This is a genomic window from Advenella alkanexedens (assembly GCF_019132845.1).
Lineage (GTDB): Bacteria > Pseudomonadota > Gammaproteobacteria > Burkholderiales > Burkholderiaceae_B > Advenella > Advenella alkanexedens.
The window spans coordinates 37,787-55,250 of sequence record NZ_JAHSPR010000009.1; the positions used below are offsets into that span (position 1 = coordinate 37,787).

Here is a 17,464-nt window from a genome sequence, read left to right on the forward strand (position 1 = left end):
GAAATGAAGAAAACATTTGTTAGTCATATCCTGGCCCTTGCCTTGGGTGCCGGTTTTATCTCTGCCTCATATGCGGCAGACAAAACGCTGAAAGTGGGTGTTACAGCCGGCCCTCATGCACAAATCATGGAAGTGGTTAAAGAGGAAGCAGCCAAAAAAGGGTACAACATTGAAATTATCGAGTTTTCCGATTATGTTCAGCCCAATGTAGCCCTGGCGGCAGGCGATCTGGATGCCAACAGTTACCAGCACCTGCCTTACCTTGAAAATGCCAATGCCGATCGCAATTACGGCATCGTGAGCATGGCAAAAACCGTCATTTTCCCCATTGGTATTTACAGTAAAAAGATTAAGGATTTAAGTGAGGTGAAGGAAGGCGCGCGTTTTGCCCTGCCCAATGATCCCACCAATGGTGGCCGTGCCCTGTTATTGCTGGAAAAGCAGGGCTTGATCAAGCTTGATCCGAAAGCAGGTATTAAGGCAACCCCTATTGACGTGCTTGAAAATCCCAAGAAACTGCGTTTCATCGAATTGGATGCGGCCCAGTTGCCCCGTTCACTGGACGATGTGGATTTCGCCGCTGTGAACACCAATTTTGCGATTGAAGCAGGCCTGACCCCCAAGAAAGATGCAATTGTCTTGGAAGATGGCAATTCTCCCTATGCCAATATTATTGCCGTACGTGAGAAAGATCTTGATCGTGCAGACTTGAAAGAGTTCGTGCAGATTTACCAGTCACAACCGGTTAAAGATTTTGTTGTGAAAAAGTACCAAGACTCTATTTTGGTGGCGTGGTAATAAAAAAATATTGACAGCCTGAGTCATATCAGTCATAATTTCATTCTTTCAGGGGCTGGTAGCTCAGTTGGTAGAGCAGCGGACTTTTAATCCGTTGGTCCCGGGTTCGAGTCCCGGCCAGCCCACCACCTGAAATTTAAAGCACGTAATTTGTAGTACATATTATTAGCCGCTTTTTATATCCAAGCGGCTTTTTTATTCGGGCTGGTAGCTCAGTTGGTAGAGCAGCGGACTTTTAATCCGTTGGTCCCGGGTTCGAGTCCCGGCCAGCCCACCAGGAATTGCATAAAAATGCCTTACATATTTTAAATGTAAGGCATTTTTTTTGCCTGCTATTTGCTAACTAATTATGTTGGGAAGCGGGGTGGTTTCCGGTTGTGGGGGCGGCTATTCCACCAAGTATGTTGGCGGTAATTGTTTGAATAATGGCTTCCTCGTTTTCAAAGTCTATCCAGGAAGTTTCCGGGCTTAACATTTTCAGGCGGGTGAGTCCCGGTTCGATATTGGCCAATAGGTGGATCAAGGCGCCTCTGGCAAACTCATAGCGCCAGACAACTTCGCTGGCACTCAGATGTGGCAGGGTTCTGTGAAGTTCATTAATAATCAGCTTGGCATATTGATGAAAGTGCTCATACACGAATTTGGCGTAGGGACTTAAAGGATTGGTTTGCAAGTATTGCTCAACACGGATAAAAAGGCGGCTCTTGTCCATGCCTTTCTCCGATTCGACCAGCGGTCTGATGATGGCGTCCAGAATAACGGGTAATGGAATGGGCGTTGTCTGAAAGCGTTCTTTTGCTTGCAGGATCATTTCTTTTCTTGAAATATTGGTGGGTTCCAGAATAGCCAGCAAGGCTTCACAAACAAGTCCTTCCTTGGAACCAAAATAATAATTAATCGAGGCGACATTAACGTTGCTGCTTTCGGCGATATCCCTGACGGTAACGGTTTCCGGTCCTTTGGATGCCAGTAATATTTTGGCGCTTTCTAAAATCCGCTCTTTGGCGTTTTGGTTGCCGCCTGTGTTATGGGTTTTTAATTCCAGTTTCATTCTTACTCTCCATTTAATTAAAACAATTGTTTAAATATTTTTGGTATTTTAACATTGAAATTTGAAAAAAGCACCATGGTGGTGATTTTTAGTGCACCAAAATAAAACGCCTTGCACCAATATGAGTTGAAAATATTCTTTAAAAACAACAAACTATAAATTAATTTGGAATATTAACTTTATTATTGACCGAATTATTTCCCGGGAATAGAATTAAACACATGTTTATATTTTTGTGTTTTTTCAGGTATTACCTGTCAGCTAAATGATGAGGTAATTTTTTCAGGAGGACTTATGATTCGTCCGTTTTCTAATAGAGCTATTCGTTATAAATCCATGGTTTCAGTGTTGATATCCGTTGGATTTATGATGTCACCAGGTTTATCTCATGCAGAATCTGTTTTGCGTGTTGCGACAACCATGGCAGATGTTCCGCTAACAACCGGACAGCCCAGTCAGGGGGGCGAGGGGCAGCGCTTTATTGGCTATACCCTGTATGATGGTTTGGTGGGATGGGATCTGAGTAAGGCTGACAAGCCTGCTGTCCTGGTTCCCGGATTGGCGACAGAGTGGTCAGTTGATGATGACTCCAAAACCCGATGGACATTTAAACTGCGTGATGGCGTCAAGTTTCATGACGGGTCTGATTTCACCGCAGAGGCTGTGGTGTGGAATCTGGATAAGTTGATGGACTCATCTTCACCGCAGTTTGATCAGCCTCAGGCTGCCCAAGCGGCTACTTATATCGCGCCTGTCAAGTCCTACAAGGTCATTGATGATAAAACAGTTGAAATTGTAACTAAAGAGCCTGATGCCGTATTGCCTTATTTGCTTTCGCAAATATATATATCCAGTCCTGCTCGATGGAAAGAGGTAGGGGGAAGCTGGGCAGAGTTTGCCAAGACGCCATCAGGTACCGGTCCATGGAAGCTTGATAAACTGGTTCCTCGCGAACGGGCTGAATTGGTTAAAAACCCCAATTATTGGAATGAAGCGCGTATTCCCAAATCAGACCGGCTTGTCATGTTCACCATGCCGGATCCAACCACACGGGTTGCTGCGTTGTTATCAGGCAAGGTCGATTGGGTGGAAGCGCCACCACCTGATACCATCCCTCGCCTTGAAAAACAGGGCATGAAAATCGTTAAAAACATTTATCCGCATGTTTGGCCTTATCAGCTGAGCCATTTGGATAACTCTCCCTTTGCCGATATCAATGTACGCAAAGCAGCCAACCTGGCGATTGACCGGGAGGGCTTGGCGAGTTTTCTGGGTGGATTGGCCCAGCCCGCTACAGGTATGGTTTATGAAGGCCATCCATGGTATGGCAATCCGACTTTCAAGATCAAGTATGACCCCGAAGAAGCCAAACGATTGCTTGCCGCTTCGGGTTATGGCCCTAAAAATCCGGTCAAGGTAAAAGTGGCCATTTCTACCGCGGGATCCGGTCAGATGCAGCCTTTGCCGATGAATGAATTCGTTCAGGCCAACTGGAAGGATGTGGGTATTGATGCCGAGTTTGAAGTGATGGAATGGGAGGCTTTGCGTGCGCACCGTCGTGCGGGAGCTGCCGCCAAGGAAAATGAAGGCATACATACCATTAACAATAGCTGGGGATTCTGGGATCCGGATATCGCCTTATTGAATACCGCCTGGTCTGCCAAACCTCCTCCTGGTGGCTATAACTGGGGTCTGTTCCAAAGGGATCATACGGATGAATTGGCCGCAAAAGCCAAGGCTGAGTTTGATCCTGCCAAGCAGGATGAGTTGCTGGGCAAGCTGCATGCCGCCATTGTTGACGAAGCAATGTGGGTCTGGGTTGTTCATGACTTGAATCCTCGGGCGTTCTCACCCAGGGTGAAAGGTTTTGAACAGGCACAAAGCTGGTTCCAGGACTGGAGTCCGGTCTACGTTGAGTAAGTTTTTACAAATTTTCCCGGGGGAGATACCCCTCCCCGGGAAACCTGATTTTGAATTCGGATTTTCAAAAAAGAGGTGAGTTATGTGGCGCTATCTACTGAGTCGTTTGTTTTATTTCGTGCCTATAGCAATTGGTGTTTCCCTGGTTTGTTTCGCCTTGGTGCATGTTGCTCCGGGTGAGCCTATTGATGCCATTTTGCCTGACAACGCCACACCGGAACTGGTTGAACAGGTCAAGGCTGAGTACGGCTTTGATAAACCATTGCCAATGCAATATTTGATTTGGGTCGGCAATGTCATGACAGGAGACTTTGGCCGTTCCATCACCACTAATCGACCAGTACTTCAGGAGCTGATGCCTGCCATGTTCAACTCTTTGGTATTGGCGGTGGTGGCCATCTTTTTGGCCATGGTTGCCGGTGTATTGCTGGGCTGGATTGCCGGAAAAACCCAAAATCGTTTGCTTGACCGGTTTGTAAGCAGTATTGCGATTACCGGTGTTTCAGTACCCCATTACTGGCTTGGCATGGTGCTGATTATTTTCTTTTCCGTTGAGCTTGGCTGGTTACCGTCGGTAGGTATGGGATCGGGCGGTTCTACAGAGTTCAATTTCAGTATGGATAGCTTTGCTCACATGATTCTTCCGGTGATTACGTTAACGGTTATTCCTACCGGCATTATCGCCCGTTCTGTCAGGGCAGCGGTTTCCGAGGTGTATCAGAAAGAATTCGTGCAGGCATTGTATGCCAAAGGTTTGAATCAACGTCGCATCATTTTGCATGTGGCCAAGAACGTGGCTCCCGTCGTGATGTCAATTATGGGCTTGCAGTTTGCGCAGTTAATGGGTGGTTCCATTCTGGTTGAGACCGTCTTTTCATGGCCAGGTACTGGATTCTTGCTTAATTCAGCCATTTTCACCAGGGATCTTCCTGTTCTGCAAGGAACGATACTTGTTCTGTCCATGTTTTTTGTCGTGATTAATTTGTTGGTCGATCTGCTTCAGATGTCAGTAGACCCTCGTGTTAAACGTAAATGAGAGGAGTGGTAATGATGAGCCAATCTATTCCATTGAATTCTGTCGCCGAACCGGTGAGCAGCAGTTCGACGATTGCCAGTCCCAAGGTACCACGCAGTCCCAAGAAAGTATCGCGCAGTTTCTGGGTATCCACCCTGCGTCGCCTGAAACGGGATCCGGTGGCAATGGTCTGTGCCTTCATCCTGCTCGTATTGGTGGCACTTGCCATATTTGCGCCCTGGTTGGGACTGGATGATCCCAACAAGATGAGCATTGTAAAAAGGCTTAAACCCATCGGTACACCAGGCCATTTGCTGGGAACCGATGAGCTGGGCAGGGATATGCTTTCCCGGCTCATCTATGGTGCCCGTCTTTCCCTGTTTACGGGATTTGCACCCGTCGTGATTGCAACGCTTATTGGTGGAATGATCGGCATGATTGCGGGCTTTGCGGGTGGGCGCGTGAATATGATCATCATGCGTACGGTAGATGTTTTTTATGCCTTCCCTTCTGTTTTGCTTGCCGTGGCTATTTCCACCATCATGGGGGCCGGTATTCTGAACACGCTGGTTGCGCTGACACTGGTCTTCATTCCTTCCATCGCCAGGGTATCTGAAAGTGTGACTACGCAGATCCGCAATCAGGATTTTGTCGAGGCGGCAAGAGCGACTGGAGCACGTGGCTGGATGATCATGCGTCACCATGTATTGAATAACGTGACCGGGCCGGTCCTGATTTATGCATCAAGCCTGATCAGCGTCAGCATTGTGATGGCCTCCGGTTTGAGTTTCCTGGGGTTGGGTGTGAGTCCGCCCGATGCGGAATGGGGCTTAATGCTCAATACGCTCAGGTCTTCAATTTATGTGGCACCGATGCAGGCCATTCTTCCCGGCATCATGATTTTCGTGACGTCAATGTGTTTCAACTTGTTGAGTGACGGTTTACGTAGCGCAATGGATGTCAAGGCATAAGGAATTAACCATGAATACGACGCTGGATTATGAATATTTGGTTGACAAGGATGATCGTGGCGGGCCCGCCCAGCCATTGCTGATTGTCAATGAGTTGAAGAAATACTTTCCGATTGGTGGTCGCACGGAGTCGGGTGAGCCACAAGTTATTCATGCTGTTGATGGTGTGAGTTTCAAGGTGGCCAAAGGCGAGACGCTCGGCATCGTTGGCGAGTCCGGTTGCGGCAAATCCACGACAGCCCGCTTGCTGATGCATCTGATGAACCCGGATGACGGCGAAGTGATCTTTGATGGTGAGGAGGTGGGGGCTCCCAGCGGGATCAGTGTCCGGGAAATGCGCAAGCATGTACAAATGGTTTTTCAGGACAGCTATGCATCCCTGAATCCGCGCTTGACCATTCGGGACAGTATCGCTTTTGGTCCACAGGTCATGGGTGTATCTGCCGCAGAAGCCAAAAAAAGAGCCAGCTCAGTGCTCAAACTGGTGGGGCTGGCACCTGAAATGTTTGCCGAACGGTATCCCCATGAGCTATCAGGCGGACAGCGCCAGCGCGTCAATATTGCACGGGCATTGGCCATGGGACCACGGCTGCTCATATTGGACGAGTCTGTGTCTGCGCTGGATAAATCCGTGGAGGCACAGGTACTGAATCTGTTGCAGTCATTGAAAGAAACGCTTGGCCTGACTTATCTGTTCATTTCCCATGATTTGAATGTCATTCAGTTTTTAAGTGACCGGGTCATGGTGATGTATTTGGGGCAGGTGGTGGAAGCGGGGCCGGTTGATGAGATTTATAACACGCCACGTCATCCCTATACGGCAGCCTTGTTGTCATCCAGGCCATCCATGGATCCCCAAAAACGGGTCGTGGATCCTCCGTTAAGCGGAGATCCACCCAATCCCATTAATCCGCCCAAAGGATGTCGATTCCGTGCACGTTGCAATAAGGCGCAATTGTTATGTGAGCATGTTTCACCTGTGTTGTCCGCAGAGTCCAGTACATCCGCTCACCAGGTGGCTTGTCACTTCCCTTTGTGATCAGTCGTTATTGAATAAACCGTATTAACAAAATTAAGGGGTATTACATGAGTCATCAGCCACTGGTAAAAGTGCAGGATTTGCACGTTAGATTTGTATCTCATGAAACCGATGTTTCTGTTGTAAACGGCGTATCTTTTGATTTGAAGGCAGGTGAAGTGCTGTGTCTGCTGGGTGAATCCGGTTCAGGCAAATCCGTCACCATGCGTTCCCTGATGCGCTTATTGCCACGATCAGCCCAATTGCAGGGCGAAGTCACGATTGACGGTATTGATGTTGTCAACCTGCCGGACGATCAACTGCATACGATCCGTGGCTCTGTTATTTCAATGATTTTTCAGGAGCCGTTGACGGCATTTGATCCCGTTTTTACGATCGGGCAGCAGATTTCTGAGGCCATTCAGATCAATTTTGGCGTTGATAAGGTAGAGGCCAGAAGCAGGGCACTTGAGCTGCTGGAACTGGTGCAAATTCCTTCCGCCGCCAGAAGGCTGGATGCGTATCCGCATGAGTTGTCCGGTGGTTTACGTCAGCGTGCGATGATTGCCCTGGCTTTATCGTGTCGGCCCAAGCTGTTGCTGGCCGATGAGCCTACTACCGCACTGGATGCGACCGTACAGATCCAGGTCTTGCTCTTGCTGCGTGAGTTGCAACAGAAAATGGGTATGGCAACCATTTTTGTAACCCACGACTTGGGCGTTGCCTGCGAGGTGGCTGACAAGATAGCTGTTATGTATGGTGGTCGTTTCGTGGAAACGGGTAGCGTCGAGGACGTCTTGCTTAACCCGCAACATCCTTACACCAAAGGGCTGATGCGCTCGACCGTTCATGGTGGAAAACGTGGGGAACTGCTCAAGCCTATCGAAGGCTCACCGCCGGACTTATCCGATTTGCCGCCCGGATGCAGTTTTGCACCCCGTTGCACGCAAGCGCAAGCAGCCTGTAGTGCGCGGATACCTGACATGGTTCAGGTGGGGTCACAGCATTTTTCCCGTTGTATCCATTCATCCCAAATGCTTGCTGAAGAAACGGTGTGAATATGATATCCCAGTCTCCTGTCCCTCTCATACTGGCTTATCCATTGGCCATTGTATCCGGTTATGTTTTTTATCGTGTTGGTGTGCCTTTGCCATGGATGGTGGGGTCCATTTTCTGTATCGCGGGATTATCCATTTTTGTCGGACCTGTGCGGGTTTGGTCCTGGGGGCGACGGTTGGGGCTGGGGATTGTCGGGACCTGTCTTGGGCTTTATTTTACGCCCAGCGCCCTTGAACGGCTATTGGATAACATGGGCTGGATTCTTTTGGCTGTTGTGATCAGTTATTTGTTTGCTGCAGCCGCATCTCTTTTGCTGGCAAAGATGGCCAAACTGGATCGAAGCACCGCTTTCCTGTCAAGCATACCGGGTGGTGCCGCAGAAATGAGCATGCTTGGACAGCGCTTTGGCGCCATCCCGGAAGTGATCGCTGTTTCGCAACTTTTGCGGATTGTGTTGCTGGTGTCGGTCTTGCCGTCCTTGTTGCTGGTTGATGGTTCGGTGGTCGTGAAATCTGCACATATTGTGACAGGCAAGGAATGGTTTGTTCTGGGCCTGCTGTTGTGCAGTTCGATTCTGGTTACTGCCTGGCTGGCAAGAATGGGCATGATGAATGCGTGGTTGCTCGTGCCCTTGGCCATTGGCATGGTGGTTTCTGTCTCCGGGCTTTATACATCGCCACCTCCCGGATTTCTGACGGCCGTGGCCCAGGTATTAATTGGCGTTCACATGGGGGCGATGTTCAGGCGAGACTCTTTGTTAATGGTTCGTCGGACACTGCCGAACTTGTTGCTCAATGTTTTTCTTATTACCGGTATGTGTGCATTGATCGGTGCCGCGATTGCTTTGGGTACCGGTACCACGGTTCCGACCATGATTCTGGCAACAGCGCCCGGTGGTATTGCCGACATGAGTCTTTCGGCCAAAACCCTGGGTCTGGATGTGCCCACAGTTGTGGGTTTTCATGTGGTGCGGGTCTTTGTCTTTCTTTCCATTACCCCTTATCTCTTCTTTTTTCTACAACGACTTGGGGTGCTTAAGCTAGTGCCCTCAGGGCGATAACTTTGGAGTTATATATGAGCACGGAACTTTTAAATCTTACCGCTGGTGAAGCAAGCAAAATGCTTGCGGCGAAAAAAGTGTCGCCAGTCGAATTATTGGATGCCTTTCTTGGAAGAATCGATGAGGTCGATGAGAAGATTCACAGTTATATTCTGGTGACAGCGGAGCAGGCACGTGAGCATGCCCAGACAGCGGAAAAAGAGATTCTTGCGGGTGACTATAAAGGTCTTTTGCATGGTATCCCCTATGCGGTCAAGGACAACTATTTTACGAAAGGCATCCGGACATGTGTGGCTTCAAGGGTTTTGATGGATCATGTGCCAGATTTCGATTCAACCGTTATTAGCAAGCTGGATCAGGCTGGCGCCGTGATGTTGGGCAAATTGAATACCTGGGAGTATGGTACGGGTACCGGTTCCGTTCATTTTGACTTACCCTTTGAGCCGGCACGCAACCCCTGGAATACAGACTACATCACGGGCGGATCATCCAGCGGTTCTGGTGCTTCGGTGGCCGGCCGCACAGCCATGGTATCAATGGGGTCGGATACGGGTGGGTCCGTACGTTTGCCTGCGGCAGCCTGCGGATTGCAGGGCCTGAAGCCGACCTATGGTCGTATCAGCAAGTATGGAATATTGCCTAACTGCTGGTCGCTTGATGTGGCCGGGCCTTTGTGCTGGACGGTCGAAGACTGCGCGATCATGCTGCAGGCGGTTGCTGGCTATGATCCCAAGGATTCAGCATCTCTGGACGTAGCCGTGCCTGATTATATGGCAGAACTGGGCAAAGGCGTCAAAGGCCTGAAAATCGCCTGCGTCAGTGATTTGGATAGCAGTAATGATTTGTTGGATGTGGCCAACCGAGTGGCATTTGAAAACATGATTCAGGTGTTGCGTAGCGAAGGTGCTGAATTGGTGGAAGTGAAATTGCCAACCTCGTTATCTGACTATCGTGATGCCAATGGCATTATCGGGCAGGTCGAGTCTTACTCCCTGCATGAGAAAGAGTTTCTGCAAAGTGCCCATTTGATGGGTCAGGCACTTCGTGACAAATTGACCAGTGGCTTCATGTACCGTGCCGTCGATTATGTGAATGCACAAAGAAGAAGAAAAGCATTGGCTATGGCGACCGATGAGCTCATCCAAAACTATGACGCATTGATTATGCCATGTGCATTGCATACAGCACCTAAATATGGCAACGATGCACATGTCAAGGCCTTTACGACCGATACGGCTTGTCCTGTTTTCAATATCTCAGGTCACCCTGCCATGAGTATATGTACCGGATTTGATGCAAATGGATTGCCAACCAACGCGCAGATTGTTGGTAAGTGGTTGGATGAGGCCATGGTTTTGCGTGTTGGCCATGCTTTTGAACGCGCGACGGACTTTCGCAAAACACGTCCAGCGCTTTGATTTTAAATGAATCAGGAGAAAAAAATGTCTGCTTCTAACCTTGACACCCAATGGACCCCACAAGAGCTTGATGCCTATTTCAAACGATATGGTGTGGCTGTGCCAGCGGAACAACTTGAACATGTCGTGGGCTTGAGCAATGCGGCTGTACAGCTTGGACAAAGAATTGTTCGCATGCCATCCAAATTTGAGGAACCCGCCAGTATTTTCTGTCTCCCATTAATTCAAGCCAAAAGGAATGCATAATGGAACCCTATGAACTGACCGCAACACAGGCTGCCAGCCTGATTTCAAAACGTTTGTTATCTTGTGAAGAGCTGGCACGTTCCACGCTTTCACGGATCATTGAGCGTGAGCCGATCATCAAGGCCTTTCGTTTTTTTGACCCTGACCAGGTCATTCGTAATGCCCGTGAGTTGGACCAGACCGCGCCAAAGAGCGAGTTGCATGGGTTGACGTTCGGTGTGAAGGACATGATTGATACCAAAGACATGCCCACCACACATAACTCACCTTTGTATTATGGTCATGAGACAAATAAAGATGCTGCCTGCGTGGCCGTTGTCCGGCACCGGGGGGCACTGATTGTCGGCAAAACAGATACGGTTGAGTTCGCATCAGGTGGACGAATGGCGGCAACGCGCAATCCCTATAACCTGGCTCATACACCGGGTGGTTCTTCATCGGGTTCGGGTGCCGCAGTCGGTGACAGGCAACTGCAATTGGCTTTTGGCACACAAACGGGCGGTTCGCATATCCGGCCGGCCGCTTTCAACGGTATTTATGGTATCAAGCCAACCCATGGGCTTGTGAGCCGGGAAGGGGCCAAACAATACTCCTATTCTCTTGATACCATCGGCTGGTATGGGCGTTGCGTCGATGACTTGATGCTGGTGGGACGCAATTTCCGGATTATGGATCTTGATGAGCCTGCGCCAACCACATTGAAAGGTCTCAGGGTTGGTTTGTGCCGGAGTCCGAATTGGGCCAAGGCAGATCAATGGGGACGCGCTGCCTTGATGCAGGCTGCCCGCTTACTGGAGGCCGAAGGCGCCATCGTTTTTGATCTTGATTTTGATGATCGGTTCAGCAAATTGAACCACGCCCAGGAAGTGATCATGAAGAGCGAAGGCCGCTCGGCTTTCCTGCCTGAATACTATGCCGGAAATCCAGCCTTCAATGGGTACTTTGTTGATATCGTCATGAACAGCCAGGGCTTCACGAAAAAAGACCTGTTGCATTCTTATGACCTGGCGGCTGAATGCAGGGTGGCCTTTGACAATTTGTTTGGTCCAGAACTGGATGTGGTATTGACGCTGCCGGCACCTGGACAGGCGCCAGAAGGATTGCATACATCCGGTGATCATGTTTTCAATGCCATGTGGACTTTATTGCATGCACCCTGCGTGGCGATTCCCGTTGGTTTGGGAGATCTCGGTCTGCCATTGGGTATCCAGCTGGTCGGTCCCCGCATGTCAGATGCCCGATTGCTGGAAATTGCCAAACTGTGTGAGCCTGTTCTTGATCCGGAGCCGGGAAAACTGAAACTGGTGACTCAGGATGAGGCCGTCACTTTCAGTTAAGGGGCACAGCATCCCTTGTGCGTAAATTCATGAAAATTTAGGATGTATGATGAGTGATTTGGATATTTTTAAAACACAGAATTTTGGCAGCCGGTTGGGTTTTGGCAAAAAATCGGCTTTGCTGATTATTGATTTTCAGGTAGGTTTTTCAAAAAGCGATGTACTGGGTGGCTACAACATTAATGATGCGATTGCCAACACTGCCATTTTGTTGAAAACAGCCCGGGAAAATAATGTGCCGGTTGCTCACGTGCGAGTGGCTACCGAATGCGATGGTAGCGATTTCCTGACGTTTGCCTTGAAGGTGCCTGCCATGAAAGCGCTTACGCCGGATGCACCTGATGCCCAGTTTGTTGACAGTGTCAAACCGGCACCAGGCGAGTTTGTCACGCTGAAAAAACACAGTTCCGCCTTTTTCGGCACCAACCTGGCCTCCTGGTTGGCCTTCAAGGGTGTCGATACACTGTTTATTACCGGTTGTACAACAAGTGGATGTGTGAGAGCCAGTGTCAATGATGCTTCGGCCTATGGTTTGCGGCCGATGGTGGTTGTTGACTGTGTGGGTGACCGTGCACAGGGACCGCATGAGTCGAGTTTGTTTGATATGGGTCAGAAATATGCCGACTTGCTCAGCCTGGAGGAAACGATAGCGCACTTTGCCAGGGAAACCGAGTGCGCAGAGGCCTAATGTGGTGTTAGGGAATGCAAGGAGCAGGCTTGTATATGCGGCTTGCATTCCCTCTTTTTTATTGGTATATCGGTATTGAAACCTTTTTTCAGTTCGGTTCCCGATCTTTTCTCAAGTGCTGGAACGCCGTGTGCACACTTAAAAAGATTTTGTTTTTCATTCGTTTGCCCAAGGGCGTGTTTTTCAGACGATCCATAATGGGACCTTTGACTTCGGCAAAATACAGCTGGATGTTGCGGGCAGCCAGGCTTTTTTCAAGTTGGTCCAGCATTTCCAGAGCGGTGGCATCAATTTGATTAACTGCCGAGCAAACCAGCAGCATGTTTTTAACATCTGTGTCGGTATTGGCAAGTGCCATGATTTTTTGTTCCACTACCGCAGCGTTGGCAAAAAACAGGCTCTCATCAACGCGCAATGCCACCAGGCCCGGCACGGTTTGCACCGCATGGCGTTCTATGTTGCGGTAATGTTCAGTATCGGGTACACGGCCCAGAACGGCCATATGCGGATGGCTGCTGCGCCAAACCAGTACCGCAAGGGAAAGGGCGATACCCAATAAAATGCCGGCTTCCACGCCCAATAACACAACCCCCAGCATTGTTGTCAATAAGGAAAATGCATCGGCGCGATCATATTGCCAGGTGTTCTTGAGACTGCGCCAGTCGATCAGGGCTGTAACGGCCGAAATAATCGTGGCGGCCAGTACGGCCTGGGGCAGATAGTAAAAAAGAGGGGTAAAGAAAGCAATCACGATGGCCATGAGCAGGGCACTGATGATGCCGGCCAGGGGTGTATTGGCACCCGCGGAAAAGTTGACCACCGAGCGTGCAAACCCGCCCGTAACCGGATATCCACCAGAAATGGCGCTGGCAAGGTTGGCCGCACCCAGACCGATCAGCTCACGGTTGGGCAGGATGCGTTCCTTGCGTTTCAAGGCCAGTGACTGCGCTACCGAGACGCTTTCCACAAAACCAACCAGAGAAATCAGAAGTGCAGGCAGCCACAAGGCGGCTATCGCATCAAAGCCCGGGAGGGACAGACCCAAGGAAGGCAGGCCTTGCGGAACATGGCCTGCCACGCTGACGCCAAACCGCGTGTCCAGGCTGAAAAAATAAACCATAAAGGTAAAGCCGATCACACTGATCATGGGGGCCAGCTTGGATAGCATCCCGGCCAGTCGGGATGACATGCCGGCCTTTTCAAGCAATGTACTTAAGGAACGGCGTGACCACCATAAAAAAAGCAGGCTGCTGCTGCCTATGACCAGGGTGGCCGGATTGGTTTGGGACAAATGACGGGTAAGGTCAAGCAGGGTGGCTGCGATATTATTGCCTGAAGCCGGTATGCCCAACAGGTGTTTGAGTTGTCCAAGACTGATCAGGATGGCCGAGCCGCTAATGAAGCCACTGATGACCGGATGACTTAGCAGGTGCGCCAGAAAACCCAGTCGCAATAGCCCGAATGCCAGCAGCATGACACCGGAGATCAGGGCCATTTGAATGGCCAGTTCGATATATTGGGCTGAACCGGATTGGGCCAGTGGAGCCAGGGCGCTGGCGGTCATAAGAGAAATAACCGCCACCGGGCCGGTGGCTAATGTCATGCTTGATCCGAGCAGGGCGTAGGCAATGATGGGCAGGATACTGGCATATAATCCCATTTCAGGTGGCAGACCCGCCAGCATGGCATAGGCCAGACTTTGCGGGATAAGCATGACGGTTACAATCAGGCCCGCAGTCAGGTCACCTGAAAGCAGGTTCTTCTGATAGCTTGAGAGCCAGTCGGGCAGAAAGCCGGGCAATTTACGCTTGGTCACGGTAATGAGCTTATGAGGTTTTTGTGTGGATTTTAATGGACTTTGGCTGCCTGACGGTTTTCAAAGGCGGTAAAAAGGGCCATGCCTGCAACCATGGCAATCACAAACAGCAATGCCTTCCATTCTCCTGCTGCCATTGAAACCAGGGCAGGTCCGGGACAAATGCCGGCCAATCCCCAGCCAATGCCAAATAGCAGGCTACCGATGACCAGCCGAGGGGTAATGCGTGTGCTGGATGGTAAAATCATGGGATCACCCAGGCAGGCCGTCTGGCGTTTTTTGGCTGCGGTAAAGGCAAACAGGCCCACCAATATGCCTCCGCCCATGACGAAGGCAAGGGAAGGGTCCCAGGTGCCGGTAATATCCAGGAAACCTAGTACTTTTTCAGGGTTGGCCATACCTGAAATGATAAGACCCATGCCAAAGAGGAGTCCGACCAGATATTCGGTGATGCGTTTCACGATGTTGATATCCTTAATGATGATGAAGACAGGGGTTTAGCCAATAAGGTGACGAACCACGTAAACGGTTGCAATACCACTTGCCATGAATGCAATGGTGGCGACTAGAGACCGGCCGGAAAGGCGTGACAGGCCACAAATGCCATGACCACTGCTGCAACCTGAGCCCAGGCGAGTGCCAAAACCCACCAGCAAGCCAGCCAGAATAATAAGTGGCCAGTCGGTATTGATTTCAATCGGGATGGAACCCACGGCTAACAGGTAAATGAAGGGTGCTGAAAAAAGCCCCAGTAGGAAAGCGATGCGCCAGTGGGTATCGCCTTTGGCGGGTTTGAGCAGGCCGCCCAGAATGCCGCTGATACCCAGGATGCGACCGCTGGCCAGAATGAAGATGGCGGCAGCGATGCCTAATAAAATACCGCCGGCCAGTGAGGACCAGGGCGTGAAATTTTGCCAGTCGATGATCATGTGAATATTTCCACGATAAATATTATATAAAAATATATTATATATAAAAATATAATAAAAATACAGATTCGGCCTGTCGAAAATATAAAAATCATGGATTACACTTGATCGTCAATTTTAAAAATCGAATATTTCAGCCAAAAGGAGAACCAGTGATGTCAGTATTACTTACCTGCGATGTGATGGATGCATTTCCTGAAAGTGCCTCTTGTGACCTTCAGTTCCGGCAATGGGGCAAGCGACAGGCCATTAACGGATGGATCAGAACCCTTAAGGTTTATGAGGACAATTCCCTGGTCAGGCAGGTCCTGTCTGAAAAGTCTTCAGGAGATGTCCTGGTGGTGGACGGTGGTGCTTCGCTGCACAGGGCCCTGGTGGGGGACCAGATTGCCGCCTTGGCCATGGAAAATGGCTGGGCCGGTATTATTGTGTATGGCGCCATTCGCGACAGTGCCCAGATCAATGAGATGGACTTTTCTGTCAAGGCCCTGGGTACCAATCCTCGTAAAAGCCATAAAGCCGGCCAGGGCGTGCTGGATATCCCGATCATGATCGGGGGCGTCACCTTCAGATCCGGCTGGTATGTCTATAGTGATGCCGATGGTATTGTGGTGACTGAAAACCCTGTCATTATTTAGTTGTTAACTTCTTCATTAAGGAACTTGTTCAATGAAATTGTTTTATAAACCAGGTGCCTGTTCTTTGGCACCGCATATTGTGCTGGAAGAATTGGGTGTTGGCTATGAAGCTGAAACCGTTGATCTTAAAACCAAGGTAACCGAATCGGGGGTGGATTTTTTAACCATCAATCCAAAAGGATACGTGCCGGCATTGCAAATGGATAATGGTGAAGTGTTAACAGAGTGTCAGGCCATTCTGGAATATTTGGGGGACCGTAATCCTTCCCAAAACCTGATTCCTGCCGCCGGGTCAACAGCCCGTTATCAAATTCATGCCTGGCTGAATTTTGTGGCGTCTGAACTTCACAAAGGATTCAGTCCCTTTTTCAAGCCGTCCACCCCGCAAGAATGGAAAGATGCCTGTCTTGTCATTCTGGAGCAACGCCTGTCTTATGTGGATGCCGAGTTGGCGGGCAAAGATTATTTGATGGGCGATACCTTTACGGTTGCCGATGCTTATCTGTTTACCATCCTGGGCTGGGCCCGCTATATCCAGCTGGATCTGGCCAAATGGGACAATCTGGCTGCTTATCAGGCACGGTTGGCACAGCGTCCGGCAGTAGTCGCCGCGATGAAAGCGGAAGGGTTGATTTAAGCGTTTTGTTTTATCAGGCATCGTGCAGAAAATGAAAAATGCCTGCCCGGTATCTTTGCCGGGCAGGCATTTTTGTCTTATCCGAAGAGCTGGATATTAATACATGTGTTGTCCGCCATTGATGGCCACGTTGGCGCCAGTCATGAAACCGCCCAGATCGCTGCAGATGAAAACGATCAGTGCAGCCACTTCGGCCGGTTCACCCAAACGGCCTAACGGAATCTGGGGCAAAATCTGTGTGTCCATGACGTCTTTGGGAACGGCAGCCACCATTTCGGTATTCAGGTAACCGGGCGAAATCGCATTGACCGTAACGCCTTTACGGGCAAACTCCAGCGCCAGGGTTTTGGTAAAACCATAAATACCTGATTTGGCCGATGAATAGTTGGCCTGGCCGAATGAACCCTTGCTGCCATTAACGGAAGAAATATTGACAATACGTCCCCAGCCGGCGGCCAGCATTTCTTCGCACAGGGGTTTGGTCATGTTAAACATGGAGTCCAGGTTGGTTTTAATGACCTGATCCCATTTTTCCTTGTCCATTTTACGGAAGCTGGCATCGCGGGTAATGCCGGCATTATTGATCAGAATGTCAATGTGATAACCATCGTCGTGCATTTGTTGGGCACCGGCAATACAGGAGTCATAATCGGCGACATCAATAAAATAAGTCTTGAAAGTATAGCCTTCATCACTTTGTTTTTTTAACCAGTCGGATGGGTCATGGCCGGGACGCACGGTGACAAGAACGGTATGGCCCGCATCATGAAGGGCACGAGCCACTGCCGTACCCAGCCCACCGGTTCCACCGGTAACCAGAGCAGTACGTTTGACTGATTCATTTACAGCTGTCATTTCATTCA

General features: G+C 49.8%; 18 protein-coding genes and 2 tRNA genes. 15 read left to right on the top strand and 5 right to left on the bottom strand.

What is annotated here, in order from left to right; genetic code table 11:
* Window positions 1-3: 3 nt before the first annotated feature.
* From KU392_RS11440 to KU392_RS11450, 3 genes are all read left to right on the top strand, one after another.
* The gene (locus KU392_RS11440; RefSeq protein ID WP_169295350.1) at window positions 4-798 is read left to right on the top strand and encodes a MetQ/NlpA family ABC transporter substrate-binding protein; all 795 of its coding nucleotides are present in this window, start codon (window positions 4-6) and stop codon (window positions 796-798) included.
* 52 nt (window positions 799-850) lie between these two features.
* A tRNA-Lys gene (locus KU392_RS11445) sits at window positions 851-926 on the top strand.
* A 73-nt stretch (window positions 927-999) separates the two neighbouring features.
* Window positions 1,000-1,075: transfer RNA gene (locus KU392_RS11450), tRNA-Lys, on the top strand.
* 66 nt (window positions 1,076-1,141) lie between these two features.
* Here the strand turns inward: KU392_RS11450 and KU392_RS11455 are convergent.
* Entirely contained in the window at window positions 1,142-1,849 is a 708-nt protein-coding gene (locus tag KU392_RS11455; RefSeq protein ID WP_217735371.1) for a TetR/AcrR family transcriptional regulator, read from the bottom strand.
* Window positions 1,850-2,218: 369 nt separating this feature from the next.
* Between KU392_RS11455 and KU392_RS11460 the strand changes: the two genes are divergently transcribed.
* The 10 genes from KU392_RS11460 to KU392_RS11505 all read left to right on the top strand — a co-directional run bounded on the left by KU392_RS11460 (window position 2,219) and on the right by KU392_RS11505 (window position 12,581).
* Window positions 2,219-3,769, top strand: a complete 1,551-nt coding sequence (locus KU392_RS11460; RefSeq protein ID WP_217735372.1) for an ABC transporter substrate-binding protein — start codon at window positions 2,219-2,221, stop codon at window positions 3,767-3,769.
* A gap of 82 nt (window positions 3,770-3,851) precedes the next feature.
* On the top strand, window positions 3,852-4,805 hold the full coding sequence (locus KU392_RS11465; RefSeq protein ID WP_217735373.1) for an ABC transporter permease: 954 nt from the start codon (window positions 3,852-3,854) through the stop codon (window positions 4,803-4,805).
* 11 nt (window positions 4,806-4,816) lie between these two features.
* Window positions 4,817-5,755 carry an ABC transporter permease gene (locus KU392_RS11470; protein WP_246587448.1) on the top strand — a complete coding sequence of 313 codons (939 nt, stop codon included), beginning with the start codon at window positions 4,817-4,819 and terminating at the stop codon, window positions 5,753-5,755.
* 10 nt (window positions 5,756-5,765) lie between these two features.
* Window positions 5,766-6,794 carry an ABC transporter ATP-binding protein gene (locus KU392_RS11475; protein ID WP_169295347.1) on the top strand — a complete coding sequence of 343 codons (1,029 nt, stop codon included), beginning with the start codon at window positions 5,766-5,768 and terminating at the stop codon, window positions 6,792-6,794.
* Window positions 6,795-6,841: 47 nt separating this feature from the next.
* Window positions 6,842-7,831, top strand: a complete 990-nt coding sequence (locus tag KU392_RS11480; protein WP_169295346.1) for an ABC transporter ATP-binding protein — start codon at window positions 6,842-6,844, stop codon at window positions 7,829-7,831.
* Window positions 7,832-7,833: 2 nt separating this feature from the next.
* Window positions 7,834-8,892: an AbrB family transcriptional regulator gene (locus tag KU392_RS11485; RefSeq protein ID WP_217735374.1), complete on the top strand. Its 1,059-nt coding sequence runs from the start codon at window positions 7,834-7,836 to the stop codon at window positions 8,890-8,892.
* Between the two features lie 14 nt (window positions 8,893-8,906).
* Window positions 8,907-10,310, top strand: a complete 1,404-nt coding sequence (locus tag KU392_RS11490) for an amidase (protein WP_217735375.1) — start codon at window positions 8,907-8,909, stop codon at window positions 10,308-10,310.
* Between the two features lie 24 nt (window positions 10,311-10,334).
* On the top strand, window positions 10,335-10,556 hold the full coding sequence (locus KU392_RS11495; RefSeq protein WP_217735376.1) for a hypothetical protein: 222 nt from the start codon (window positions 10,335-10,337) through the stop codon (window positions 10,554-10,556).
* On the top strand, window positions 10,556-11,893 hold the full coding sequence (locus KU392_RS11500; RefSeq protein ID WP_217735377.1) for an amidase: 1,338 nt from the start codon (window positions 10,556-10,558) through the stop codon (window positions 11,891-11,893). Before KU392_RS11495 ends, KU392_RS11500 begins: the two co-directional genes overlap by 1 nt.
* A 49-nt stretch (window positions 11,894-11,942) precedes the next feature.
* Entirely contained in the window at window positions 11,943-12,581 is a 639-nt protein-coding gene (locus KU392_RS11505; RefSeq protein ID WP_169295341.1) for an isochorismatase family protein, read from the top strand.
* 88 nt (window positions 12,582-12,669) lie between these two features.
* Here the strand turns inward: KU392_RS11505 and KU392_RS11510 are convergent, their stop codons facing one another.
* From KU392_RS11510 to KU392_RS11520, 3 genes are read right to left on the bottom strand one after another with little or no spacing between them, the layout of a single operon-like run.
* Window positions 12,670-14,397 carry a SulP family inorganic anion transporter gene (locus tag KU392_RS11510; RefSeq protein WP_287810630.1) on the bottom strand — a complete coding sequence of 576 codons (1,728 nt, stop codon included), beginning with the start codon at window positions 14,395-14,397 and terminating at the stop codon, window positions 12,670-12,672.
* Window positions 14,398-14,429: 32 nt separating this feature from the next.
* Complete coding sequence (locus KU392_RS11515) at window positions 14,430-14,858, bottom strand: YeeE/YedE family protein (RefSeq protein WP_217735378.1); 429 nt, start codon at window positions 14,856-14,858, stop codon at window positions 14,430-14,432.
* 36 nt (window positions 14,859-14,894) lie between these two features.
* On the bottom strand, window positions 14,895-15,326 hold the full coding sequence (locus tag KU392_RS11520; RefSeq protein WP_217735379.1) for a YeeE/YedE family protein: 432 nt from the start codon (window positions 15,324-15,326) through the stop codon (window positions 14,895-14,897).
* Between the two features lie 155 nt (window positions 15,327-15,481).
* On the opposite strand from KU392_RS11520, the gene rraA reads away from it, so the two are divergent.
* On the top strand, window positions 15,482-15,964 hold the full coding sequence (rraA, locus tag KU392_RS11525) for a ribonuclease E activity regulator RraA (RefSeq protein WP_217735380.1): 483 nt from the start codon (window positions 15,482-15,484) through the stop codon (window positions 15,962-15,964).
* Between the two features lie 31 nt (window positions 15,965-15,995).
* Window positions 15,996-16,601, top strand: a complete 606-nt coding sequence (gene gstA / locus KU392_RS11530; RefSeq protein WP_217735381.1) for a glutathione transferase GstA — start codon at window positions 15,996-15,998, stop codon at window positions 16,599-16,601.
* 96 nt (window positions 16,602-16,697) lie between these two features.
* Here gstA and phbB read toward each other — a convergent pair whose 3' ends face one another.
* Window positions 16,698-17,456 carry an acetoacetyl-CoA reductase gene (phbB, locus tag KU392_RS11535; RefSeq protein ID WP_217735382.1) on the bottom strand — a complete coding sequence of 253 codons (759 nt, stop codon included), beginning with the start codon at window positions 17,454-17,456 and terminating at the stop codon, window positions 16,698-16,700.
* Window positions 17,457-17,464 lie beyond the last annotated feature (8 nt).